Genomic DNA, 24,125 nt, shown 5'->3' with positions numbered 1-24,125 from the left:
ACCGGGTTGACGGCACGGGAAATCTTTTTTTTAAACCTGGTCGATCAGCTGAACCGCCAGCCGTCCGGCAGTTTGCCGGGGGTCAGAATATCCGAGCTGGGTTCGGCCGCCGGTATGAGCAAGCCTGCCATTTCCCAACTGGTGAGGGTATTGGAGAAGAAAGGTTTGATCCGGCGTTCCACCGACCGAAAAGACCGGAGAGTCATCCTGGTCTGTCTTTCGCAATCAGGGGCAAGGCAGCTGGAACAGTCCACGAGATCCTGCCAGTCGATGATCAATCAGATTACGGAAAAACTGGGGCCGGAGGATACTGCGGAACTCAGGCGCCTTTTTAACCGGATTCGCCTGATCCTGTGCGAGAAGGACGGAGATGCTTGTCATAAAGAATAAAATCTTCTTTCCCAATGCGTCTAAAATGGTCGCATTGGGCATTTTTTTTCGTTATCGGTTTGAAAAATATTAAAATATAAATAAAATGATAAAAAAATATAAAAATATGATTATAATTCTAAATTGTAAAATATTTATTTTATCATATGGTTAAAATAGAAGAATGAAATGGAGGGGATGAAATGAACCGGGAAGAAAGAAAAAAGGAATATTTAAGGTCTTTTATACAAACATTCTCCGAAAATGGAATTGACCGTACTCCGATTAAAAAGCTTGCAGGCGCGGCAAAAATAAACGAAGCGTCGATTTACCAGTATTTTAAAAACAAAGATGAAATCGTCGTCGACTGTGTCCGGCTTTATATGGAGGAGGAATTGAGCCAGCTGTTGCAGGTTCTGGCAGAAGAAGGGGAGCCCTTGGAAACCAGAATGGACCGTTTTGTCCAGCTTAGTTCCAAGACTTCCGCAGAGGCAAAATTCATTATACAGGTGCTGACCAGCCCAAATTACAGTAAAATGTGCTCTCAGATTATTCATGAGTTCAGCAGGAAGATCCTGTCTTCCCCGCAGGTGGGTCTGGAAAAAGGAGCTTTTCCACACGATACGGAGGAGTCCGCCGTTTTACTCCTGCTTTTAAGCGTTGTCATCAGCGACAGAGTCATCGGAGAGGACTACCTGCTGCGTATTCAGCTTGAGTATCTTCAGCACCTTCTTTACAATGGAAATGTTTTAAACAGGGAGTGCAGAAATTCAGCTTGACCGTTTGAGCGGGTGCCTGAAACAAAAAGGACCGGCTTTCGCCGAGTCCCTGTTGTTTTGCGTTGCCCGATCGGATTGGCTTGAAATTATGACCGGCTTTCGTTTGCGGTCAAGTGTTCGCCGTCGCTGTCGATGGTCAGTTCTGTCTGCGGAGCGAGGGAAGACGATATCATTTTCCTTGCGATCAGGGTTTCCACTTTGCTTTGGATAAACCGCTTCAGCGGCCTCGCGCCGTAGACGGGATCATACCCGCGGCTGACGACGAATTCTCTTGCCGCCGGCGTCAGCCGAACGCTGAGCTGTCTGCTGTTCAGGCGCTTTTGCAGCGCGGCGATCTGAAGATCGACGATTTTGTCGATCTCGGCACGCGTGAGGGGCCGGTAAAAAACAATTTCGTCCAGCCTGTTCAGGAATTCCGGGCGGAACTGGCGCCTTAGCAGAACATTGACCTGATTTCTGGCTTCTTCGCTGATCTGACCGTCGGGACCGATCCCTTCCAGAATTTGGCTGGAGCCGAGATTTGACGTCAGAATCAGGATCGTATTTTTGAAATCGACGGTGCGGCCCTGTGAATCGGTGATTCGGCCGTCGTCCAGGACCTGCAGCAGAATGTTGAAGACATCCGGATGTGCCTTTTCGACTTCATCGAACAGGACGACGGAATAGGGGTGGCGGCGCACCGCCTCGGTCAGCTGCCCGCCTTCCTCATAGCCGACATAGCCCGGAGGCGCCCCGATCAGGCGGGAGACGGAGAACTTTTCCATATACTCGGTCATATCGATACGGACCATATTTTTTTCATCGTCGAACAGGGTTTGCGCCAGCGCTTTGGCAAGCTCTGTTTTGCCGACTCCGGTCGGTCCCAGAAACAGAAACGAACCGATGGGGCGGTTTGGGTCCTGAATCCCGGCGCGGGAACGCAGGATGGAATCCGTGACCTTTTGGACGGCCTCGTCCTGCCCGACCACGCGTTCATGCAGGATGTCCGCCAGGCGAAGCAGTTTTTCCCGTTCGCTTTCCATCAGGCGGGAGACCGGGATCCCGGTCCAGCGCCCGACGATGCGGGCGATCTCGTCCTCGGTGACGCGGTCGTGCAGGAGCGAATCGGAGTTGTTCTGTGTTTTTTCGGCGATCTCCTCCTCGGTTTTCAGTTGCTTGGAGAGTTCCGGCAGCTTTCCGTATTTCAGTTCCGCCGCCTTGTTCAGGTCGTAATTCCGTTCCGCTTTTTCGATTTCCGCGTTGACCTGCTCGATCTGTTCGCGCAGCTTGCGCACGGTTCCGATGGACTGCTTTTCATTTTCCCATTTGGCTTTCATTTCCTTAAAGAGGGAGCGGTCGTCCGCCAGCTCTTTCCGGATCTGCGCCAAATGCTCTTGGGAAAGTGGATCGGTATCCTTTTTCAGGGCGGCCTCCTCAATTTCCTTCTGCATAATTCTGCGGGAGATATCATCCAGCTCGGTCGGCATGGAGTCGATTTCCGTGCGGACCATCGCGCAGGCCTCGTCGATCAGGTCGATGGCTTTGTCGGGCAGAAAGCGATCGGTGATGTAGCGGTTGCTCAGAACCGCAGCCGCAATCAGGGCCTGGTCCTGAATCTTGACGCCGTGAAAGACTTCATAGCGTTCTTTCAGGCCGCGCAGGATGGAAATCGTGTCCTCCACGGTCGGCTCCTCGACCATGACGGGCTGGAACCGGCGCTCCAGCGCCGCGTCCTTTTCAATGTACTGATGATATTCGTTGAGCGTCGTCGCGCCGATGCAGTGCAGTTCGCCGCGGGCCAGCATCGGCTTTAAGAGGTTTCCGGCATCCATGCTTCCCTCGGTCTTGCCCGCGCCGACGATGGTATGCAGCTCGTCGATAAAAAGAATGATTTTTCCTTCGCTTTTCTTGACTTCGTTCAGGACGGCCTTCAGGCGCTCCTCGAATTCGCCGCGGAATTTAGCTCCCGCAATCAATGCCCCCATATCCAGCGAAAAGACGGTATGATCCTTAATGCTGTTCGGCACATCTCCTCTTACGATGCGCTGAGCCAGCCCCTCCGCAATGGCGGTTTTGCCGACGCCCGGCTCGCCGATGAGGACGGGGTTGTTTTTTGTTTTTCGGGATAGAATGAGGATGACATTGCGGATTTCCTCATCCCGCCCGATGACGGGGTCCAGCTTGTGATTCTTTGCAAGAGAAACAAGATCCTGCGCATATTTGGTCAGGGCATCATAGGTCTCCTCCGGGTTGTCACTGGTCACGCGCGTGTTTCCGCGCACCGTCGAAAGTGCGGAAAGGAAAGAGTTGCGGTTGATCCCATAACGGTCGAAGATCGTGCGGATGTCCGGATCAGGACGATCGATCAGCGCAAGCATCAGATGTTCCACGGAGACATATTCATCCTTCATCCGTTCTGCAATGCGCTCCGATTCGGTCAGCGCGGCGTCCGTTCCGGCGGAAACATAAATTTTCCCGGGTTCCCTTCCGGGGCCGGTCACGCCGGGCAGTTTTTCCACCAGTTCCTTTGCGTCGCGCGAAAAAGCGTCCGTGTCGATGTCCATTTTTTTAAGCAGCTGCGGAATCAGCCCGTTTTGCTGGGTCATCAGCGACAGCAGCAGATGTTCCTGTCCAACCTGCAGGTTGCTGTTTTCGATTGCGATGTTCTGGGCGAGCTGTATTGCTTCCAGCGATTTCTGCGTAAATTTCTGCGTGTCCATGTTTGCCTGCCTCCTTCTATTCCAACGAATCAGTCAAATAATAATGGATTTTTTCAGATGGTTTTGGTATTCCCACTCCAGTTTCACCTGCGTTTTTACAGGAGATTCCGAACCGGCGCAGTACTGCTTCAGTTCGCGGTCGAATTCCTGAATGTAGTCGCAAATAGCCTTGGCAATGACTTCCGCGTCGCGGTCCCGCTCCGAGGCCGGAGTCAGGAAGGTTCTGTGAAAGCGCCCTGGGCCGATCTCGCACGGCACGTGCTGAGAGGGGAAATACGTTTCAAGCCATCGGTTTTCCATTCTGCTGCGGAATTTAAAAAATTCGGTCAGCCGTTCTTCCAACCCGGGATTTTTCGTCCTCAGTGAAACTCTCAGTTCACCGATGGCAGAGCCGCTTTGGCGAAAAAGCTCCAGCGCGTATCGTATGGTTGGGTGATACCGGTACATCAGAGCGCTGCGCACCGTGAGCATGGTTTCGCTCTGGCGCGAGCGGACCTGGAAATTTTCGGCTTCAGAAAAGAAATGCTCCATGCAGCTGAAGATATCTCCGATTTTTTCTTCCGGAGTCGCATAGGAGAGATATTCGGCCAGGATCCTGTTGATCATTCCGCTTCTGCTCATGCCGTGTTCGCAGGCCAGCCGGTCCACCGCGCCGACCAACTCTTCCAACAGCACGATACTATAAACGTTGCGGTCCGTTTCGTCCACCTCTTTTCTGCAATAAATTATAATCACGCATTTATAATTTGTCAATCAATTTATATAATATACATTGCAAATTATTATTTTTTCTTCAATCATTTTTCGGCGTGCTTCCGCAGCAAAAAAGATGCAATTTCTCCCTTTCGGCCCTTTAAAAGGCAATTGGCTTTTTCTATTAGAGGAAGCATATTCACTCCTAAATCCCTCCCGTGCACAGAAATTGATTGAAACGGGCGTGTGGAAGGGAGCCGAAAAGGGAAAGGACCTGAAGCAGGAAAAAATAGGATGCTTGCCAATGACAAATGGCCCGCCGGCAAAAGCCGGCGGGCCATGATCGCGCGGATGTTCAGCCGTTCCTTCTGTACCCGGTGGACATATCCACCACGTTGATCAGAGGTTCGCCGCTGAAATATCGGGAAAGATTGGCACAGATGATTTCAAAGATGCGCTCAAGATTTCCATGTTCATTCCAGCCGCCGGAAATATGCGGCGTAATGATGGTGTTCGGCGCATTCCAGAGCGGATGTTCTGCGGGCAGCGGCTCCGGGTCGGTCACGTCGAGGGCGGCACCGTAAATTTTGCCCTCGTACAGGGCGTCGGAAAGGGCGTCGGTGTCCACCGCCGTCCCGCGGCCCACATTGATCAGGACGGCGCTTGGTTTCATCAGACTGATTTTGTCTTTGCCGAACAGATGCATCGTTTCGCTGGTGGAGGGCAGGCTCAGTGTCACCACATCCGCGCGGGGAAGAAATTCGTTCAGCCGGTCGGAAGTGGATAGCTCGTCCAGATAATCCGGCTTTTCTCCCGGCGTGCGTTTGATTCCGATCACTTTTCCGCCCAGCGCTTTATACCGCATGGCAAATTCACTCCCGATGTTTCCGAGCCCTATGACAAGCGCCGTGGTGCCGAGAATATGCCTCGATCTGTCTCTGTCCTGCCAGAGGTGCTGCCGCTGGTTGTCGCGGTAATACGGAAAATCCAGCAAAAGGCTGAGTGCCGCACACAGCATATATTCGGACATGGATTTTCCGTACGCTCCGGTTGCGTTGGTGAGGGTCACTCCCTCGGGAAGAATACCCGGGGCTATGTATTGTTCCGCCCCTGCGCTGAACAGCTGGAACCATTCAAGGCGGGCGGCGTATTTCAGCAGGGAACGGGGAGGCGTGCCAATCAGAATATTTGCCCGGGCAATCAGATCCCGTCCCAGTTCTTTGCTGTCCGTAAAGATGATTTCAGCGTTCGGGGCGGTTTCCTGCAGCTTTTCCCGGTGAATTTTGTCAGCTTTGGAACCGGCGGGTAAAACGAAGAGAATTGTTTTTTTCTCCATGGCATCCATACTCCATTCTATGATTTTTCCCCATTATATCACGGCTTTTCAAAAAACAAAACACGGTTGATCATTTCTGGCTGCAAGCCGGAGGAAAGTCCGGTTCGGAATCGCAGTCATCAGATGGAGATACCCCGCAAACAGGACCCGGAGCAGGTAAGGCAATTGCAGAAGTGCGGGAGACCGGTTGATTTTCCGGAAGAAAACAATCATGGGGGCAAAGCTGCCAAACTTTTTCAATGAAAGAATCATGCCGCAATCACCTCGGAGCAGCATATGTTACGGAAGAAGAAATATGTTAAAAGAACTGACGGAGCGAAAGCTCCGCCAGCTTACTCATCGTCCCTTGTCAGGTTTTCAGCATAATCTCTGAGACTTTCAATGGAATTGATACTTTGCGCCCGCTGATTGATCGCTTCCCGGACATAATTCGGGAGCGAGTGGAAATACCGCTCTGCTTCCTGGCTCTGTTGAATCAAGCCGTACAGATTATCATAGTGCTGCATCGAATTCCTCCTTTCGCTGGTTAGTATTAACAGAGTTTATGAAAATAAAATAGAAAAATGAAGGAGTCGGAACGGAGCGGTCAGCTGCCCGGGTGGATTTTTCTAGTTCCTGGTGAAAGTGTCGTTTAATCTTTAAAATGGAAAAATCACGAGGAAAAAACTGTTATAATAATTCTGCGTATAAAAAATCTAGCTAGGATGCTGAAAAACATGAGAATTAATGTCAACGAGCTTCTGATTTCTCTATCCAGAACGCTGGATTTTGCGGAAAAAGGGGTTCTCCGGAATAATTATAATCACGGAATGCGGGTTGCATACATAGCCGGAAGAATTGCGCTTGCGCTCTCCATGCCGGATGAAAATCTGTTTGACCTCATTTCCTATTCGTTGCTTCATGATAACGGCGTTATGAAGGCTTTGTTGGAATCTCCTTCCCGCGAGAAATTCAACACGGAGACAAACCCCACGCACTGCGTGGAAGGCGAGAAGAATATCGCAACATTTCCTTTTCTGAAACGGGAACGGAATGTGATTTTATATCATCATGAGCATTATGACGGAAGTGGATTTTTCGGCGTTTCCGGCAGGGAAATTCCCATGTATTCTCGCGTGGTTTCCCTTGCGGACCGGGTGGCCATCCGGTCCGCTTCCGGCTACACGCCGGATGAAATTATCTCGCAGGTCAACAAGGAGGCCCGCATTTTTGATCCCGTCGTCCGGGAAGCGTTTCTGGAAATGAGCAGGCATATGGAATTCTGGCTGGGGATGGACGACATGTTTGTTCAGAATTCCCTGACTTCCATGCTGCCGAAGGTTTCCCGGGAGCTGGATTTTCAGAACCTTCGAATCATTTCACAGATTTTTAGCAATATTATCGACGCAAAATCGCCGTTTACCGGCTCACACTCCCGGGGCATCAGTGAAAAGGTGGGTTTGATCTGCCAATATTATGAATTTGACGATACGACCTATTGGAAAATGCGGATTGCGGCCGATCTTCACGACTTGGGGAAACTTGCGGTGCCGAATGAAATTCTCGACAAACCGGGCAAGCTTGACAGCAGGGAATTCCGCGTCATTCAGTCGCATCCGTTTTATACCCGAAAGGTGCTTGAGATGATCAAGGGTTTTGAGGATATCACGGAGTGGGCGTCCAATCACCATGAAAAGCTCAACGGCTCCGGATATCCATACGGCCTGATAGAGGACCGGCTCGATTTCAATTCGAGGATTCTCGCCTGTGTGGATATTTATCAGGCTTTGACGGAGGACCGGCCGTACCGCCGGGGCATGGCGCATGAGGATGCGGTCCGGATCATGGAGGATATGGCGGGGGACCATCTGATCGAGCCAGCGGTGGTGGAGGATATCAATTTTATCTTTCCATAGCGCTTTTTTTCCATCAAGCTGAAACCGCCTTCCCCATGGAAAGGGAAGGCGGTTTCAGCTGCGCTTTAAAGTTCAAATTCGCTTGGATCATGCTTTTTCAGCGGCGGAGTCGCGTAGGGAGTCCGCAGGAGAGGATCGTATTGAAAGGCGCGGCAGGACGCGGGCGTTTCGTCTTCTCCCAATTGCCGGCAGGCGCATTCCTCCGCCGGTCCGGGGCCGTGAACGCAGTAGCTGCAGTCCGGCGTAATTTCATTTCCAAAAAGCGGTTTCTTTTTCCGTCCGAACACAAAAACCCCTCCGGTCTGATGAACGAATCTTCTTTGTCATTCATTATATCATTTCCCCGATGTAATTTCCATCTTTTTGCGCGGAATGCACAGCAGAAGCGCCGAGCAGAGGACCAGAAGGGCCGCCGACGCCGGCGGCGTGGAGGAAAGGGCGCCGCTGACCGGCCCCGCGAAGTTGCAGAATGCCTCCTCCGTATCAGGAAACAGAAGCATCAGCCCCCAGGAAACAGCGGCGGAAAGAAACGCCTGCAACAGGCGGAACAAAACGAAGCGCACTTTGCTGAACTGCAATTCCGTCAGGGTCGACAGAACCTGAAAGTGGACGCAGATTCCGCCCCAGCCGATCGCGGCGGAAACCGCCCATGGAGGAACTCCGAGGCGTGCCAGATCCGAACATCCGCCCGTTACCTCCAGAAGGGCTGACACTGCCGCGGAACGGGCCGGATCAGTACAGAACATCCTCACCAGGTTCATCAGCGCCGCGAACAGAATCACAAAGCAACACATGCTGATGATGGCGCGGGCCGCGTCCGCTGCGGACAGAATCAGCGCCTGAGACACGCCGGTTTCCCTTGTTTCCTCTTTCCCATGCGTGGGAGTTTCCCTCTTTGCGGACAGACCGCACCCGACGCCGAGCAGCAGGAAGACGATCACCTGGGCGGCGAACAGGATGGCTCCCGCGCGCGGGCTTTTCAGAAATCCGGCTCCGACGGCTGTAATTACGAAGGACGGGCCGGCGTTGACGCAGAAGCCCAGCATCCGCTCCGCCTGGCGCTGGGTGATCTCTCCGTCTTCGTAAAGGGCTGCGATGGAACGCGCCCCGGCGGGATATCCGCCGATGACGCTCATCAGGATGGTCGGAGCCGCGCTGCCCGGCAGCCGGAACACATTTTGCGTGAATCCTTCCAGGCGGCCTCCGACTTTGTGGGCCAGGCCGCTTTTCACCACGAAAACGGAAAGAACCATAAATGGATAAAGTGATGGAATCAGGACTTCAAGGCAATAACCGATCCCGTTTTTTGCGCCCTGCGCCGCCTGCACGGGAAAAATCAGCAGCGAGCATGCGGCAGCCAGCACGGCCAGAAGGAGCGTTCCGGTTCTGAACTTCATGGCAAAGAATCCCTCCCATCCCTTTATGTATATGTCCTCCCGCGGATATTTACCCCTGCTCCAGCATAGCATTAGGTGTAATCACGATGGGAGCGGGGGATTCATTTTGGCAAAAAAAATCAGTCTGCTGAATCGCGCCGGACTCAACATGCCGACCCATATGGAAATAAACGGGAATACGGAAGCGGTGGTGGACGGATGCAGCGGCGTCCTGGAGTACGATACGGATGTCGTCCGCATCCGTACGGGCAAGCTGGTGGTCCGCTTTACCGGAAGGGGCCTCGTCATCAAATGCCTCACCGCTGATTCGCTGGTGGTAACGGGCTATTTTACCGGAATCGAATTTCTGGTCTGAGGTGCTGAGATGTTATCGCTGAAAATCATCCGGTGGATTCTGGGCTATGTCCGTTTTTCGGTGATCGGGGGAAGCCCGGAGCGCTTTTTCAACTATTGCGCCAGATCCGGCGTCGTCCTTTGGAATATCACCTCGCGCAGAGCCAGCGGCGCCTGCGTCTCTTCCGGCATGTACCGGAACCTGCGCCCCTTTGCCCGCAAGGCCGGGTGCCGGCTTCGGGTCAAGGGGCGGCACGGCCTGCCGTTCCTCATTCGCAGAACGCGGACTCACCGCGGAATTCTATACGGTGCCGCCGCGTTTGCGGCGATCCTTATTCTTCTGTCGCTGCGCGTCTGGTGCATCGACGTGACGGGAAACACCACGCTTGATTCGCGCGCGATTCTTTCGGCGCTTTCCGAAAACGGGCTTTCCCCGGGGGTGAGGATCTCGGAGGTCGACACGAAAAAGGTGGAGCAAAAACTGATGCTGATGTTTCCGAAGATCCGGTGGATGACGATTAACACGCAGGGCTGCACCATGCAGGTCTGCATCAGGGAAAAGACGGAAAAGCCGGAGATTGTGAAACAAAACGGGGCCTGCAATATAGTGGCGTCGGCTACGGGCCAGGTCGTTGCGATACGTGTCTACGGGGGGACGGCGCAGGTGAAAAAGGGAGACGCCGTTGCGCAGGGGCAGCTTTTGGTCAGTGGCGTGGTCGAAGACGCCTCCGGGGGGACCACGCTTGTTCACGCGTCGGCGGAAATCGTCGCGGAGACTTCGCGCTCCTGCGAAATCCGGATTCCGCTCGCGCAGAATGTCCGCGAACCGACGGGAAACCGGGTCGTCCGCAAAAGCCTGCGGTTGTTCGGGGCGGTCTTTCCTCTGACGTTTGAAGGCAAGCCGAAAGGGGATTACGAGGTCGCGGGAACGCAGACCGATTTGAGGCTTTTTGGAACCCTTTTGCCGGTCAGCCTGTATGAGGAGGACTGGAGCGGCGTGCGCACCTTGCCCGTTGTGATTTCCCCCCGGCAGGCAATCGGGCAGGCGGAGGAAAAACTTTCCGGATACGAAAAAAATTTGCCGGACGGCACGAAGGTTTTAAGCGTTAACGCGTCGAACAGGACGGAAAATAATGTGCTGATTTATTCCGCTACTTTAAAATGCGAGGAAAATATTGCGGAAGAGTCGGAAATATTAATAAAATCATAGGTTATTTTTGTATATTTTATGGTGACGAAATCCTATAATTGTGCTATAATAATCTAAAATCTATCCGGCGAAAATTTGAGTGCCGGGGTTTTAGGTGATAGGATGTTTGAACAGAGAATCAATATAGACCGCATGGAGCAGGCGGTCGCGCTTTTCGGCAGTTTTGACGAAAATATCCGGATCATTGAACAGGAGTATGGAGTTTCGATCGTCTACCGGGGGAGCGAGCTGAAGGTCTCCGGGGAGCCGGACGGCGTGGGAAAGGCGGTCCGCGCGATCGAGAGCCTTCTGACTTTGATCAACCGGGGGGAGGCGTTGAGCGAGCAGAACGTCCGCTATTGCATCTCCCTTGTAAACGAAGGAAGCGAAAGCAAGATTGAGGCCCTTGCCGGGGACTGCATCTGCATCACCTCCAAGGGCAAACCGGTCAAAGCCAAGACGCTGGGCCAGAAGCGTTATTGCCAGGCGATTCAGAGCCACACGATCACGATCGGCGTCGGCCCGGCGGGAACCGGGAAGACCTATCTGGCCGTGGCGCTCGCCGTCACGGCGTTCAGGGCGCAGGAGGCCAATCGGATCATCCTGACCCGTCCGGCCGTGGAGGCCGGGGAAAAGCTGGGCTTTCTGCCCGGGGACCTGCAGCAGAAGGTGGACCCGTATCTGCGCCCTCTCTACGACGCGCTGTTCGATATGCTGGGAGCGGAGACCTACCAGAAATATGTGGAACGCGGCAACATCGAGGTGGCGCCTCTTGCCTATATGCGGGGGAGGACGCTGGACGACAGCTTCATCATTCTGGACGAAGCGCAGAATACGACGCCGGAACAGATGAAAATGTTTCTGACAAGACTTGGATTTAATTCCAAGATGGTCATCACCGGCGATATCACTCAGATTGATCTGCCGGACGGAAGAAGATCCGGCCTTCGCGACGTCCTTCATATTTTAAAGGGCATCGACGATATCGCGCAGGTCCGGTTTTCAGAAAAGGATGTCGTCCGGCATCGTTTGGTGCAGGACATTATCAAAGCATATGAGAAAAATGAAGAAGCGGGGCGATAAGAGTGGAAAAAATCAGGGTTATTATTGACAATAAGCAAAAGGCGGTAAAAATACCGACCGGGCTGCGCATGTTGGTGCGGCGCTGCTGCAACGCCGTGCTGAAGCTGGAAAAGTTCGAGGGACCGGCGGAGATCAGCGTGATCTTTGTTGACAACGGTCAGATTCAGAAGCTGAATGCCCAGTATCGGAAAAAGGACATCCCAACGGACGTACTATCCTTTCCCATGGGAGAAAACGGGGTTTACGATGTCAACCACACCACAGGCGCCAAGATCCTTGGGGACATCGTCATTTCCATGGAGAAAGCGGTGGAGCAGGCCGAGCGTTACGGCCATTCGCTGGAGCGGGAGGTCGGGTATCTGACGGCTCATTCCATGCTCCATCTTTTGGGATACGACCATGAGGAAGGCGGCATTGCGCGCGTGCGCATGCGGGAAAAAGAAGAGGAAGTCATGGTTCAGCTCGGACTGCCAAGTACAAGCAGTTACGTTCTGGATGAGGATGAGGAATAGGATTGCGCTTTTTAAAGAGCTTTCGGTATGCGTTCCGAGGGATTATCTACTGCATTAATACAGAACGAAATATGCGGATACACACGGCAACAGCGCTGTATGTGTTTGTATTTTCGTTTTTTTTTCACCTGACACGGGCCGAATACGCAGTGCTTTTTCTGACTTTTGCCCAGGTGATTGCGGCGGAACTGTTCAATACGGTGGCGGAAGAGCTTTCCGATTTCAACGCGGCGAGCTTTAATCCGGTTGTGCGCATTGTCAAAGACATGGCGTCCGGCGCGGTTTTGATCAATGCCGTTTTCGCGGTCGCGGTCGGTCTCTGCCTGTTCTGGAGACCCGCCGTTTTCTGCGGGATTCTGCGGTATTTTCTGGCTGATCCGCTCCTTCTTGCGCTGCTGCTGGCCGCCACGGCGGCGGCTGTCTTTTATATTGCGCTGGGGCCGCTCGGAATCCGGGACCATTTAAGAAAAAGGAAAAATGGGAAATAGGGAGAGATTGTTTTGTCAGACCAGGAGAAGAATAAATCTGCGTTTATCGCCATCGTCGGGCGCCCGAATGTCGGAAAATCCTCGCTTTTGAATTCCATGCTCGGGCAGAAAGTGTCGATCGTTTCGCGTAAGCCGCAGACGACCCGCACGCGCATCATGGGCGTGCTGACCGAAGGGGAGACACAGCTTGTTTTTATCGATACGCCCGGGCTGCTTCAGCCGCGCAACCGTCTGGGAGAATACATGGTGCGTTCCGTCGTGGAGTCCGTTTCCGGCGTGGATACCTGCCTTCTGGTGATCGAGGCGGGGAAAAAGATTTCCCGGTCCGCGCAGGAGCTAATCGACCGGTTCCGGTCGCAGAACATGCCGGCGGTGCTGGCCATCAATAAGATTGACCTGCTGCGGGACAAGAGCGGTTTGATGGAACAGATTGCGAGTGTGAGCAGGCTTTACGATTTTGAGGCGGTCGTTCCCGTTTCCGCCAGGACTGGCAGCGGAATCGAGGAACTGAAACAGGAGCTTTCCAATCTTGCGGAACCCGGAGGGCATTTTTTTGACGACGACACGCTGACCGATCAGCCGGAGCGCGTCATCGCCTCCGAAATCGTCAGGGAAAAACTGCTGCGCCTTTTGAGCGCCGAGATCCCGCACGGCATCGGCGTCGTGGTCGAGCACATGTCGGAACGGGCCTCCGGCGGCGATATAACGGATATTTTCGCGACCATCTACTGTGAAAGGGAGGCTCATAAAGCGATTATTATCGGGAAAAGCGGCGCTATGCTCAAGCAGGTAGGGACTCTTGCGCGAAGGGACATGGAACAGTTTTTCGGATGCAGGGTCAATCTGAAGCTGTGGGTCAAAGTCAAGGAAAACTGGCGCAATCAGCAGTCGGCGCTCAGGGTCATGGGGTACGACGCTTCTGGATTCGACGCATGACGGCAACTTTCGGCCAAGCATATTTTCTGTGAAAATTGTGTCATTTTATGGGATAAATTCATTTATTTACCGCTCATAGATGCCTGTGAAAGGCAAATACTTTAAACAGTATCTTATAAAAGGAGCGGTAATCTTGGATAAGAATACGGCATGGGACAGTTTCAAACATACGGGAAGTGTCAAGGACTATTTGATCTACAGCCAGTTGCGGCAGGTGGACCGGGAGAGCCAGATGAAGGAGGACCGGGATGAGAACGGATGCCGAGGGATTGGTTATCACGGAGAAATGCGTGGGTGACAGTGACCGGCTGATTACCATTCTGACAAAGCGAAAAGGAATTCTGCGAGCTTTTGTTCAGCGGCCCGGGCGGGCCAAAGACGGCAGGCTTTCCGCCACGCGGCTGTTCAGTTATTCCCGCTTCACCATCTTTGAGGGGCGGGACAAATACATAATTGATGACGCCCGGCCGATCGAGGTTTTTTTTGACCTCCGCAAGGATATCGGGCGCCTTTCGCTTGCGCAGTATTTCTGCGAGCTTTCGATCGCCCTGGCCCCGCAGGACGCGCCGGCGGAGGAGTATCTAAGCCTGGTTCTCAACGCGCTTTATCTGCTGGGCCGGGGAGACCGGCCGAACGGCATTGTCAAAGCGGTCGTGGAAATGCGCATGCTCGCTTTGTCCGGCTATCAGCCGGATCTTGTCGGATGTGCGGAGTGCGGAAAATTCGGGTCCGACCCGATGTGGTTTCTGCCGGTTTCCGGCCGGATTGTCTGTAATGAATGCGGCTGCCCGCAGGGCGAGCCGTCGATCCGGCTGGGACGCGGAGCCATGGCCGGGCTGCGCCATACGATTTACGCCGAGCCGGGCAAGGCGTTTTCCTTTTCCCTGTCGCGGCAGGGGACGGAAGAGCTGGCGCGGGCGGCGGAAGCCTATGTGCTCAGCACGCTGGGGCGCGGATTTGCCACTTTGGATTTTTACCATGCAACGGCGGGAGAAACAGGGTGGAAAGGATAAAAACATGGAACATTCCGAGAAGTTGAGCATTCGGACGGCGGACCGATCGGATCTTAAGGATATTCTCGCGCTTTACGCCGGGGCAATCCAGAAAATGCGCGATGAGGGGATCGACCAGTGGGATGAGATTTATCCCGACGGAAAAATGCTGTCTGCGGATGTTGAAAATCGAGACATGCTGCTGCTTGTGGAAGACGGAAAGCCGGTTTCCGCCGTTGCGGTAAACGCGGAGCAATCGCCGGAATATGAGTCGGTTGGCTGGCGGATTTGCAGAGCGGGTCCGCCCGGCGTGATCCACCGCCTTTGCGTGAGCGCGGGAGCGCAGGGCGGGGGAATGGGCTCGCGGACTCTGAAAGCCGCCGAACGGTTTGCCCTCTCGCGCGGATATCGCTGTATACGGCTGGATGCTTTCGTGAAAAATCCGCAGGCGATCCGGTTATATGAGTCCGCCGGATACCAAAGGGCCGGAACCGTAACGTTCCGCAAGGGAGCTTTTATCTGTTATGAAAAACTTTTGGAAGGCTTGAAATGAACCTGGAAAGGGTGGCGGGCGATTTTACGGATTACATATTAATGAAGAGGGAAAGATTACGTTGCGCCGCCGCTCTTCAGGAAAGCGGCTGCCGGTTCGACGGATGACAAATTGGGAAGGAAAGAACACATGCCTGAAACAGGATTGCAAAAACACGCGCGGGCTCTGGAGCTCGACAAAATATTGAAATTGCTGGCGTCCCGCACAGCTTGCGGCGACGCCGCGCAGATTGCGGAAAATCTATCGCCGTCGACATCTCCCGAAGAAGTCGGAAGGCTTCTTCGGGAGACCGATGATGCCTATGTGATGATGGCCCGTTTCGGTGCGCCGCCGTTCGGCGGCCTTACGAACGTGACCAATTCCCTGCGCCGGGCGCAGGCCGGCGGGATGCTGACCATGGCGGAGCTGCTGAGAGTTTCCGGCCTGCTGCGCACGCTGCGGGCCGTTGCGGACTGGCGGCGCAAAAGCGAGGGGGTCAGAAGCTGCCTGGACGACCGTTTCTCCATGCTGATGCCGAACCAGTATCTGGAGGCCCGCATCAACGGCGCGATCCTCTCGGAGGAGGAGATGGCGGACGGCGCTTCGCAGGCTCTGCAGGCGATCCGGCGGAAGATCCGCACCGCGTCTTCCAAGGCGCGTGAGGTTCTCGACAAGATGACGCGGTCCGCGTCCTACCAGAAATATCTGCAGGACCCGATCGTCACCATCCGCGGGGGACGGTTCGTCGTCCCCGTGCGGGCGGAGTACAAAAACGAGGTGCCGGGATTGGTGCACGATACGTCCGCCAGCGGTTCCACCCTGTTTGTGGAACCGCTGAGCGCCGTGGAGATGAACAACCAGGTTCGGGTGCTCCAATCGGAGGAACAGAAGGAGATCGAACGCATTCTGTTGGAACTGTCCGGAGAGACCGGAAATTTCGCGGACACCATCGTCCGCGGTTATCAAACGGCGGTGGAGCTCAATGTGATTTTCGCAAAGGCGGATCTCGCCTACCGGATGAAAGCGACGCCCCCGAAGATCAACGACAGCGGCCGGATCGTGCTGAAAAGGGCGCGCCATCCGCTGATCGACCCCGCGGCCGTCGTTCCGACGGACATTGAGCTTGGCGCGGGATTCGACACCCTTGTGATCACGGGGCCGAACACGGGCGGCAAAACCGTGTCCCTGAAAACGGTCGGGCTCCTGACCCTGATGGCCATGTGCGGGCTGATGATTCCTGCGGCGGAAAACAGCGAGCTGTCTGTGTTCAGGCAGGTGCTTGCGGACATCGGCGACGAACAGAGCATCGAACAGTCGCTCTCGACCTTTTCCGCCCATATGACCAATATCATACAGATTATGAAGCAGGCCGGGCCGGACAGCCTGATCCTTCTCGACGAGCTCGGCGCGGGAACGGACCCCGTGGAAGGGGCGGCGCTTGCGGAGGCGATCCTCGAATCCCTGCGCGCGAAGGGGGCGAAAATCGCGGCCACCACGCACTACGCGGAGCTGAAAGCCTACGCTCTCCAGACGCCCGGGGTCGAAAACGCCTCCTGCGAATTCGACGTCGAGACCCTGCGGCCGACCTACCGGCTGCTGACCGGCGTACCGGGACGCTCCAACGCGTTTGCCATTTCTCTCCGGCTCGGAATGGACGGCTCGGTTGTGGAGAGGGCGAAAGACCTCGTTTCACAGGAAAACACAAGATTCGAGGATGTGGTGCAGGACCTGGAAGCGAGCCGTCAGAAACTGGACGCCGAGCGGGAAGAGGCGCGGCTGGCCCGGACACGGGCCGAGGAAATGCGCCGCGAGGCGGAGGAAAAGCTGGAGCGCGTCCAAAGGGAAGCGGACGGGGAACTGGAAAAAGCGAGAGAAAAGGCCGCTCAACTGGTCGCGCGGACCAGGGCGCAGGCCGATTCCCTGATCGGCGAGCTGGAAGAAATAAAAAAGCAGAAGAATAAAATGCTGACCGCCGAGCAGAAGGCGAGGCTGAAGGCCGGCATGCGAGTTCTGGAAAGCGGAGCGGACCCGGTGCGGGAAAAGGAGAGCGGAGACTATGCTCTTCCGCGCCCGCTGAAAGCCGGGGACTCCGTCCTGATTTTCGACATCGACAAAAAAGGCACGGTGATCCGCCCGCCCGAAGGAGAATCGGGAGAGGCGCTGATTCAGGCCGGGATCCTTCAGACGCGGGTCCCGGTATCCAACCTCCGGCTGTTGGAGGAGAAAGCGCACCGTGCCCCGATCCGGGGAATTACCCGGAATGTGACGTCCCGGGCGACCGCGAAAGTGACGACGGAATGCGATCTGCGCGGCCAGGCGGCGGACGAGGCGGTGCTGAATCTGGACCGCTTCCTCGACTCCGCGCTGCTCAGCGGCGTCGATCAGCTGACGGTGATTCACGGAAAAGGAACGGGGACGCTGAGAGCGGCGGTGCAGCAGCATCTGAAAAACCATCCGAGCGTGAAAAGCTTCCGGCTCGGCACGTTCGGCGAGGGAGAGTCCGGCGTGACGATTGTGGAATTGAAATAAGATGGCGGCAAAGGGGAAAGCTATGTCCCGGGCCGTGTTCGCGGTTGGTTTCGCCGAAAACCATTGCCGCCGCCGGCATGTTGGTCCTGCTGTTCTGAATCCGAATTGAAGGAGAAAAATAAAATGTATCCAAAGCATATGCAGGGTAAAAATTCCGGGACGCGTCTCCTGACAGCGGTCCTTTCGGTCCTTGTCGTGTTTCTCGCGGCTCTGTGCGTCCTGAGCTGGATGCTGTTCAGCGACCCGAATGCCGGAAAGTCCATGCCGCAGCCGTCGGATTCCGCGGTTTCCAAGGTGGTTGCGGCTTCTGTTTCCGGCAAAGAAGTCAGCCTGACGCCGGAGGAAGTCGCCGGCTGGCTGAATTCCCTGATCCAAAAAAATGCGGATGTGAAATCCAGATCCGGGCTTTCGGCACTTTCCGTCACGGCAAAGGAGGACGGCACTGCGGATGTCTATGCCCCTGTTGCTTACAGGGGAAAAACGTTCGGCGTTGTGATGAACCTCACACCCTCTTTCGACAGCGCGGCGGACCAGATGAAATTTGACGTCAATTCGGTCCATGTCGGCCGTCTTCCGGTTCCGGTGGGAATGGCCATGAACCTGATGGAAAGCAGGCTGCCGTCCGTGCTCTCCCGGCAGGGAAACACTCTGCTCTGCGATACGTCTTCTCTGTTCCGGGCCGATTATGCCGGCGCGGCCGTACAACTCAGAATGACGGAGTTAAAATTGCAGGATCGGCTTTTTCTTTTAAAATTCCAGTTGAAGTTGGGGCTGAACGGGTGAAATTCCCCTTGACAGCCCTTCGTTTTTATAGTATAATCCCTTACTGTAAAGAAAATGACTTTACACCGCAACGGAGGCGGTCGGATGGCGAAGGATTTGAAAATTTCGCTTCTGCTTGACTTTTACGGCTCGATGCTGACGGAAAAGCAGAGGCGAATCGTCGAGTATTATTACGATGACGATCTGTCCCTTTCCGAAATTGCGGAAAATGAGGGGATCACCCGGCAGGGCGTGCGTGATTTTGTCAAGCGCGCCGAAGAACAGCTTCTGGAAATGGAGCAAAAGCTCGGCCTTGCCCGCAGGTTCCGCGAAATGATGGACGGTTTTCAGAGAATCGAAGAGGCGGCGAACCGTATCCGGGATTACAATGAACATTACATTTACGCGCGGGAGATTGATGAAAGCGCAAAGCAGATTCTTGAAATTACCCGCCGGCTCTGCGAATAGGAGGAACTGTCTTGGCGTTTGAAAATCTCTCGGAAAAGCTTTCGGCGGCGTTCAAACGCCTGCGTTCCAAGGGCAAACTCAGCGAGTCCGACGTGAAGGAAGCCATGCGGGAAGTCCGCCTGGCCCTTCTGGAGGCGGATGTCAGCTACAAAGTGGCGAAGGACTTTGTCGCGAAGGTGAGCGAGCGTGCCGTCGGAAACGAGGTCATGGAAAGCCTGACGCCGGCCCAGATGGTCATCAAAATCGTCAACGAAGAACTGACGGCTTTGATGGGAGGCGGGGAGGCCCGCCTCAACAGCCCGTCTTCTCCGCCGGCGGTGGTATTGTTCTGCGGCCTTCAGGGTTCCGGCAAGACGACCCATGCCGCGAAGCTGGCGCTGATGCTGAAAAATCAGGGCCACCGCCCTCTGCTGGTTGCGTGCGACGTGTACCGGCCCGCCGCGATCCAGCAGCTGCAGGTCCTCGGCGGCCAGGCGGAAGTCCCCGTCTTTGAGCAGGGTGCCGGCGATCCGGTGAAAATCAGCCGGGAGGCCGTCAAACATGCGAGGGATTACGGCAACGATTTTGTGCTGATCGATACCGCCGGCCGCCTGCAGATCGACGAGGCGCTGATGGACGAGCTGCGCCGGATCAAGGAAGCCGTGTCTCCCACCGATATCCTGCTGGTCGTGGATGCCATGACCGGACAGGAAGCGGTCAATGTGGCGAAGTCGTTCCATGAGCTGCTCGATATCACGGGCGTCGTCCTCACCAAGCTGGACGGCGACGCGAGAGGCGGCGCCGCGCTGTCGGTCCGGGCCGTGACCGGCCGGCCGATCAAATTCGCCGGGACGGGTGAAAAACTTTCCGATTTGGAAGTTTTTCACCCCGACCGCATGGCATCCCGCATCCTTGGGATGGGAGACGTTCTCACGCTGATCGAAGACGCCCAAAAGAATCTCGATCAGAAGGCCGCGCAAAAGGCGGCCGAAAAGATGATGCAGAACCGGATGGATCTGAATGATCTGCTCGACCAGATCCGCCAGATGAAGAAGATGGGTCCGATCCAGGACGTCATCAGCAAGATGCCGGGCCTGGGCCAGCAAATCAAGGACGTGCAGATCGACGACCGCCAGATTGACCGTACGGAGGCGATTTTGCTGTCCATGACGCCGCAGGAGCGGGAAAAGCCCGAACTGATGAATCCGTCGCGCAAAAGGCGCATCGCTGCGGGGAGCGGCATGAAGGTGGAAGACGTCAACCGGCTTTTAAAACAGTTTGAGCAGACGCGGAAGCTGATGAAACAATTCAAAAAGAAGGGCGCGCGCCGGCGCTTTGCCGGCATGGGACTGCCGTTTTAAGTGGAATTCATCCGGCTTTCGGGCCGGTGAAGATACATGCAAGGTTCGTGGAGGTGAAACAAATGTCAGTGAAAATCAGACTTCGCAGAATGGGCGCCAAAAAGGCTCCGTTCTACCGCATCGTGGTGGCGGATTCCCGCTTCCCGCGCGACGGCCGTTTTATCGAGGAAATCGGGTATTACAATCCGCTGGAAGAGCCGTCCGTCGTGAAGGTTGACGCCGAGAAGGCCAAGGCCTGGATCGCCAACGGCGCACAGCCCACCGACACCGTTAAGGTTCTGTTTAAAAAGCACGGCGTGCTTTAAGAAACGGAGGAGTGGCTGCCATGAAGGAACTGCTGTTATCCATTGCCCAGGGCCTTGTTGAGGCCCCGGAACTTGTCAGCGTGGATGCTGACGAACCATCCGAGGACGGAACGGTCGTGTATCATCTCCATGTCGCGGAAAACGACATGGGCCGGGTGATTGGCAGGCAGGGCCGGATCGCGAAGGCAATCCGCGTCGTAATGAGGGCCGCCGCTACCCGGGACGGCAGCAAGGTGGCCGTCGAAATCGACTGATCCAGATTTTTAAAATGCAGAGTAGGATTTTGCGCGTTAAGTGCCGACCGGACAGGGAGTTGCCGGACGGACGAAAAGGAAACTTGCGATGCAGAGTCCGCATCCCGCTGCTACATAGTTTGGGGGAAACCTCCTTTATGTAGCGTGAATACAAAAGGAGGTCTTTTCTTTGAAGAATTTTTTTAACTCCGCCAAACTGACTCAAAAACACACGGGTGTCCTGCTGCTTGCCGGGTGCGGCATGCTTCTTGCGCTTGAAGTGGTCCTCGGTATGTTTACCCTCAATGTATCGCCGATTTTGAAGATCGGTTTTTCCTTCCTTCCCGTGGCGGCGGCAGGCATGCTGTTCGGCCCAGTGGCGGGCGGGGCGGTCGGCGCGCTGGGAGATATCGTGTCCTATTTTATCAGCCCGACGGGACCGTATTTTCCGGGGTTTACTATCAATGGATTTGTTTCAGGTTTTTTATATGGCATATTCCTTTATCAAAAGCATGTCACGCTTTTGAAAGCATTTCTGGCTAAAACAGCCGTCACGATTGCGACCAGTCTTCTTTTGACTCCGCTTTGGCTTTCTATCTTGTACTCAAAAGCTTTTTTTGCCGTTTTGTCCGCCCGCATTGTGACAAATCTGATCCTTTTGCCCATCGATATCCTGTTGCTGTACGGATTGATGAAGGCAATGGAAAAAGAGGCGCTGTTCCATATCAGAAAAACATAAATTTTTATTTTGGGAGGAGTTATGCAAAAGAAATTTCTGGAGGCCGGAAAAATCGTGGGCACGCACGGCGTGAAGGGAGAACTCCGCGTTCAGCCATGGTGCGATTCCGCCGAATTTCTGATGCGATTTTCCAACCTGTATCTGGACAAAGGGGAAATTCCGGTCAGGGTGATTTCCTCGCGCGTGCACAAACAGCTCCTTCTCATGGTGCTGGAAGGGGTGGACTCCGTCGAAAAAGCGGATACGTACCGGAACAGGGTCCTGTACCTGGACCGGAATGACGTATCGCTCCCCGATGGCCGCTATTTCATGCAGGACCTGATCGGGCTGGATGTCTACGATGCCGACACATTTCTGTATTACGGCGCGCTGACCTGCGTGATGCGCACGGGTGCCAACGACGTCTACCAGATTACCGCTCAGGACCATAGAAATTATCTGATCCCGGCGGTTCCGGAGTTCATTCGGGAAATTGATCTGGGGAAGGGAAAAATGATGATCCGGCCAATCAAGGGGATTTTTGACGATGAGGATTGATCTGCTGACGCTGTTCCCTGAAATGTGCGAAACCGTCATGGCGGAGAGCATCATAGGGAGGGCGCGCAAAAAGGGCGCGGTGCAGGTTTGCTGCCACCAGATCCGGGATTATGCGCTGGACAAGCACAGCACGGTCGATGATTCCCCGTTCGGCGGCGGGATGGGAATGCTGCTGAAAGCGGAGCCGATCGCCCTGTGCATGGACGACCTGATCGCGCATCTGGGCAAAAAACCGCACACCGTCTATCTTTCTCCTCAAGGGAAAACCCTGACGCAAAACCGGGTCCGCGAGCTTTCGGAACTGGATGGACTGGTGCTGCTCTGCGGGCACTACGAAGGGGTGGACGAGCGTGTGCTGGAGGCCTATGCCGATGAGGAGATCTCCGCCGGGGACTACGTTGTGACCGGAGGGGAACTGCCCGCCCTTTTGCTGGCCGATGCCGTTTGCCGCATGGTTCCGGGTGTCTTGTCGGACGTCGAATGCTACACGGAAGAGAGTCATTTCCATTCTCTTTTGGAGTATCCGCAGTACACCCGTCCGGCGGACTGGCGGGGCCGCCGGGTCCCGGAGGTCCTGCTCAGCGGGGACCACGAGAGGGTCCGCCGTTGGCGGCGCGAACAATCGCTTGCAAGAACGGCGGTCAGACGTCCGGAGCTTCTTTCTTCCGCGGATCTGACGGGGGAGGATCGGGAATTTTTGCAGTCCGTCTCCGGATCTGGCGCCGGAGAAACATTGTAAATTCTTCTGCATAAAATATGAGAGCATATTCGCGCGAACGTTTTGTGTCCGTGTTGTGGTGGAATTTCCGGCATCCGCCGTTACTTTTGAACATGCTCGGATGCGGAAATCGGCAGACAGAACAAAAACTTTCAACAATTACGTTATATTGCACAAAGGAGTTCCAGCCCGGCACGCTGCAATGGGCAATCAATCCAAAGTTTTTCAATTGCGTTGACGGCTCGTCCAAACGTGATATAATAAGGATAACTATTGGAAGTGTTCTGCTGTTCGGAGTGCATTCGGATATTTTGTGTAGGAGTGGATTTAGAATGTATGTAAAAGAAGTTCTGGTTCAGAACCAGGTGGGTCTGCACGCCCGTCCGGCCACTTTTTTCATTCAAAAGGCAAATGAGTATAAGTCTTCCATTTGGGTGGAGAAAGAGGAGAGGCGCGTTAACGCGAAAAGCCTGCTGGGGGTCCTTTCTCTCGGAATCGTCGGCGGAACAAACATCAGGATTATTGCGGACGGGGCGGATGAGCAGGAAGCTGTGGACGGTTTGGTTCAGCTGGTGCAGTCCGGTTTTTCTGAATAAGCAGTTGCAACGTCATGGCGCCGCTGGAGTGCGGTGCCTTTTTTGTATGCAGAGCCTTATTCTGCCGACCGGATCGGTTTGGCGAAAGTTGGGCCTTTTCCAGTCCTAATGCCGACTTGTATGGGAAAATACGTAAGAAAAACTGTTAAACCGTACCTGTTTTGCTGCTTGATAACGTCAAAGGGAGAGGAACAATGGAATTTAAATATGCGGATGGGAGAAATAAAGATTTCATTCTGTTATGTGAAATGCTGGACGATTATCTAAATGAAATTGTCGGGGGAGAAAAACAGCGCAACCAGTATGCACAATATAACACATTAGAAAAGATTCATGACGTTGTACTGGTTTATGATGGTGTGTTACCCATAGCTTGTGCGGGCCTTAAGTATTATAAAGCGGGCGTTGCCGAGGTAAAGCGTGTTTTCCTCCGCGAAGAGTACCGAGGCAAAGGCATATCCATACTGTTACTATCTGCTCTTGAGAAAAAAGCAAAGGAAAAGGGATATCATAGCCTTATTTTGGAAACTGGAAAACCGCTGAAGGCTGCGATGGGGCTGTATCAAAAAACAGGATTTGAAATGATTGACAACTACGGGCCATACAAAAATATGGCCGATTCAGTCTGTATGCAAAAAACCATTCTGTAATTCATGTGCGTATTG

30 protein-coding genes and 1 riboswitch are annotated in these 24,125 nt (G+C 54.4%); of the genes, 23 read left to right on the top strand and 7 right to left on the bottom strand.

What is annotated here, in order from left to right; genetic code table 11:
• The first annotated feature begins 6 nt into the window (after positions 1-6).
• Positions 7-390, top strand: coding sequence for a MarR family winged helix-turn-helix transcriptional regulator (locus VA597_RS11335; RefSeq protein ID WP_326974593.1), 384 nt, complete (start codon positions 7-9; stop codon positions 388-390).
• A gap of 182 nt (positions 391-572) precedes the next feature.
• A complete protein-coding gene (locus VA597_RS11330; RefSeq protein ID WP_128742972.1) occupies positions 573-1,148 on the top strand; it encodes a TetR/AcrR family transcriptional regulator in 576 nt (191 codons plus the stop codon).
• A gap of 86 nt (positions 1,149-1,234) precedes the next feature.
• Here the strand turns inward: VA597_RS11330 and clpB are convergent, their stop codons facing one another.
• The 5 genes from clpB to VA597_RS11305 all read right to left on the bottom strand — a co-directional run bounded on the left by clpB (position 1,235) and on the right by VA597_RS11305 (position 6,382).
• On the bottom strand, positions 1,235-3,847 hold the full coding sequence (gene clpB / locus VA597_RS11325; RefSeq protein WP_128742970.1) for an ATP-dependent chaperone ClpB: 2,613 nt from the start codon (positions 3,845-3,847) through the stop codon (positions 1,235-1,237).
• Between the two features lie 33 nt (positions 3,848-3,880).
• Positions 3,881-4,600, bottom strand: a complete 720-nt coding sequence (locus tag VA597_RS11320) for a CopG family transcriptional regulator (protein WP_128742968.1) — start codon at positions 4,598-4,600, stop codon at positions 3,881-3,883.
• 295 nt (positions 4,601-4,895) lie between these two features.
• Complete coding sequence (locus VA597_RS11315) at positions 4,896-5,876, bottom strand: D-2-hydroxyacid dehydrogenase (RefSeq protein ID WP_128742966.1); 981 nt, start codon at positions 5,874-5,876, stop codon at positions 4,896-4,898.
• A 48-nt stretch (positions 5,877-5,924) separates the two neighbouring features.
• Positions 5,925-6,128, bottom strand: a complete 204-nt coding sequence (locus VA597_RS11310; protein ID WP_326974591.1) for a tryptophan-rich sensory protein — start codon at positions 6,126-6,128, stop codon at positions 5,925-5,927.
• A gap of 80 nt (positions 6,129-6,208) precedes the next feature.
• Positions 6,209-6,382, bottom strand: a complete 174-nt coding sequence (locus VA597_RS11305; RefSeq protein ID WP_164919041.1) for a hypothetical protein — start codon at positions 6,380-6,382, stop codon at positions 6,209-6,211.
• Positions 6,383-6,592: 210 nt separating this feature from the next.
• On the opposite strand from VA597_RS11305, the gene VA597_RS11300 reads away from it, so the two are divergent.
• Positions 6,593-7,771, top strand: coding sequence for an HD-GYP domain-containing protein (locus VA597_RS11300; protein ID WP_128742964.1), 1,179 nt, complete (start codon positions 6,593-6,595; stop codon positions 7,769-7,771).
• 65 nt (positions 7,772-7,836) lie between these two features.
• Here VA597_RS11300 and VA597_RS11295 read toward each other — a convergent pair whose 3' ends face one another.
• Together VA597_RS11295 and VA597_RS11290 are read right to left on the bottom strand one after the other, a co-directional pair.
• Positions 7,837-8,058 carry a hypothetical protein gene (locus VA597_RS11295; protein WP_128742962.1) on the bottom strand — a complete coding sequence of 74 codons (222 nt, stop codon included), beginning with the start codon at positions 8,056-8,058 and terminating at the stop codon, positions 7,837-7,839.
• 48 nt (positions 8,059-8,106) lie between these two features.
• Positions 8,107-9,168, bottom strand: coding sequence for a sporulation protein (locus tag VA597_RS11290; RefSeq protein WP_128742960.1), 1,062 nt, complete (start codon positions 9,166-9,168; stop codon positions 8,107-8,109).
• Positions 9,169-9,274: 106 nt separating this feature from the next.
• Here VA597_RS11290 and VA597_RS11285 point away from each other — a divergent pair, with 106 nt between their 5' ends.
• The 20 genes from VA597_RS11285 to VA597_RS11190 all read left to right on the top strand — a co-directional run bounded on the left by VA597_RS11285 (position 9,275) and on the right by VA597_RS11190 (position 24,110).
• Positions 9,275-9,523, top strand: coding sequence for a YabP/YqfC family sporulation protein (locus tag VA597_RS11285; protein ID WP_243112494.1), 249 nt, complete (start codon positions 9,275-9,277; stop codon positions 9,521-9,523).
• Positions 9,524-9,532: 9 nt separating this feature from the next.
• Positions 9,533-10,711, top strand: a complete 1,179-nt coding sequence (locus VA597_RS11280; protein WP_128742958.1) for a sporulation protein YqfD — start codon at positions 9,533-9,535, stop codon at positions 10,709-10,711.
• Positions 10,712-10,813: 102 nt separating this feature from the next.
• A complete protein-coding gene (locus tag VA597_RS11275) occupies positions 10,814-11,773 on the top strand; it encodes a PhoH family protein (RefSeq protein WP_128742956.1) in 960 nt (319 codons plus the stop codon).
• Positions 11,774-11,775: 2 nt separating this feature from the next.
• Positions 11,776-12,285, top strand: coding sequence for an rRNA maturation RNase YbeY (gene ybeY / locus VA597_RS11270; RefSeq protein ID WP_128742954.1), 510 nt, complete (start codon positions 11,776-11,778; stop codon positions 12,283-12,285).
• A 2-nt stretch (positions 12,286-12,287) separates the two neighbouring features.
• Entirely contained in the window at positions 12,288-12,773 is a 486-nt protein-coding gene (locus tag VA597_RS11265) for a diacylglycerol kinase family protein (protein ID WP_326974590.1), read from the top strand.
• Between the two features lie 12 nt (positions 12,774-12,785).
• On the top strand, positions 12,786-13,709 hold the full coding sequence (gene era / locus VA597_RS11260; protein ID WP_128742950.1) for a GTPase Era: 924 nt from the start codon (positions 12,786-12,788) through the stop codon (positions 13,707-13,709).
• A 133-nt stretch (positions 13,710-13,842) separates the two neighbouring features.
• Entirely contained in the window at positions 13,843-14,007 is a 165-nt protein-coding gene (locus tag VA597_RS11255; protein ID WP_164919040.1) for a hypothetical protein, read from the top strand.
• Positions 14,000-14,722, top strand: coding sequence for a DNA repair protein RecO (gene recO, locus VA597_RS11250; RefSeq protein ID WP_326974589.1), 723 nt, complete (start codon positions 14,000-14,002; stop codon positions 14,720-14,722). Before VA597_RS11255 ends, recO begins: the two co-directional genes overlap by 8 nt.
• 4 nt (positions 14,723-14,726) lie before the next feature.
• On the top strand, positions 14,727-15,254 hold the full coding sequence (locus VA597_RS11245; RefSeq protein WP_164919039.1) for a GNAT family N-acetyltransferase: 528 nt from the start codon (positions 14,727-14,729) through the stop codon (positions 15,252-15,254).
• 129 nt (positions 15,255-15,383) lie between these two features.
• On the top strand, positions 15,384-17,762 hold the full coding sequence (locus VA597_RS11240; RefSeq protein WP_442872799.1) for an endonuclease MutS2: 2,379 nt from the start codon (positions 15,384-15,386) through the stop codon (positions 17,760-17,762).
• A gap of 123 nt (positions 17,763-17,885) precedes the next feature.
• Positions 17,886-18,545, top strand: coding sequence for a hypothetical protein (locus VA597_RS11235; RefSeq protein ID WP_128742943.1), 660 nt, complete (start codon positions 17,886-17,888; stop codon positions 18,543-18,545).
• A gap of 84 nt (positions 18,546-18,629) precedes the next feature.
• A complete protein-coding gene (ylxM, locus tag VA597_RS11230) occupies positions 18,630-18,992 on the top strand; it encodes a YlxM family DNA-binding protein (protein WP_128742941.1) in 363 nt (120 codons plus the stop codon).
• A gap of 11 nt (positions 18,993-19,003) precedes the next feature.
• Positions 19,004-20,332 (top strand): signal recognition particle protein, encoded by a 1,329-nt coding sequence (gene ffh / locus VA597_RS11225; protein WP_128742939.1) that lies wholly within the window; start codon positions 19,004-19,006, stop codon positions 20,330-20,332.
• A 62-nt stretch (positions 20,333-20,394) separates the two neighbouring features.
• Complete coding sequence (rpsP, locus tag VA597_RS11220; RefSeq protein ID WP_066647822.1) at positions 20,395-20,637, top strand: 30S ribosomal protein S16; 243 nt, start codon at positions 20,395-20,397, stop codon at positions 20,635-20,637.
• A gap of 20 nt (positions 20,638-20,657) precedes the next feature.
• Positions 20,658-20,891, top strand: a complete 234-nt coding sequence (locus tag VA597_RS11215) for a KH domain-containing protein (RefSeq protein WP_128742937.1) — start codon at positions 20,658-20,660, stop codon at positions 20,889-20,891.
• A 15-nt stretch (positions 20,892-20,906) separates the two neighbouring features.
• A riboswitch (THF riboswitch) is annotated at positions 20,907-21,003 on the top strand.
• 57 nt (positions 21,004-21,060) lie between these two features.
• Positions 21,061-21,609 (top strand): folate family ECF transporter S component, encoded by a 549-nt coding sequence (locus tag VA597_RS11210; RefSeq protein WP_128742935.1) that lies wholly within the window; start codon positions 21,061-21,063, stop codon positions 21,607-21,609.
• Positions 21,610-21,630: 21 nt separating this feature from the next.
• Positions 21,631-22,146, top strand: coding sequence for a ribosome maturation factor RimM (rimM, locus tag VA597_RS11205; RefSeq protein ID WP_128742933.1), 516 nt, complete (start codon positions 21,631-21,633; stop codon positions 22,144-22,146).
• Positions 22,136-22,885 carry a tRNA (guanosine(37)-N1)-methyltransferase TrmD gene (gene trmD / locus VA597_RS11200; protein ID WP_128742931.1) on the top strand — a complete coding sequence of 250 codons (750 nt, stop codon included), beginning with the start codon at positions 22,136-22,138 and terminating at the stop codon, positions 22,883-22,885. The genes rimM and trmD overlap by 11 nt, the downstream gene beginning before the upstream one ends.
• Before the next feature lie 311 nt (positions 22,886-23,196).
• Complete coding sequence (locus VA597_RS11195) at positions 23,197-23,460, top strand: HPr family phosphocarrier protein (RefSeq protein ID WP_128742929.1); 264 nt, start codon at positions 23,197-23,199, stop codon at positions 23,458-23,460.
• A 194-nt stretch (positions 23,461-23,654) separates the two neighbouring features.
• Positions 23,655-24,110: a GNAT family N-acetyltransferase gene (locus VA597_RS11190; RefSeq protein WP_128742927.1), complete on the top strand. Its 456-nt coding sequence runs from the start codon at positions 23,655-23,657 to the stop codon at positions 24,108-24,110.
• The last annotated feature ends 15 nt before the right edge of the window (positions 24,111-24,125 follow it).

Source organism: Caproicibacter sp. BJN0012, from assembly GCF_035986805.1.
GTDB lineage: Bacteria > Bacillota > Clostridia > Oscillospirales > Acutalibacteraceae > Caproicibacter.
This window is presented reverse-complemented; position numbering and strand designations above follow the sequence as displayed.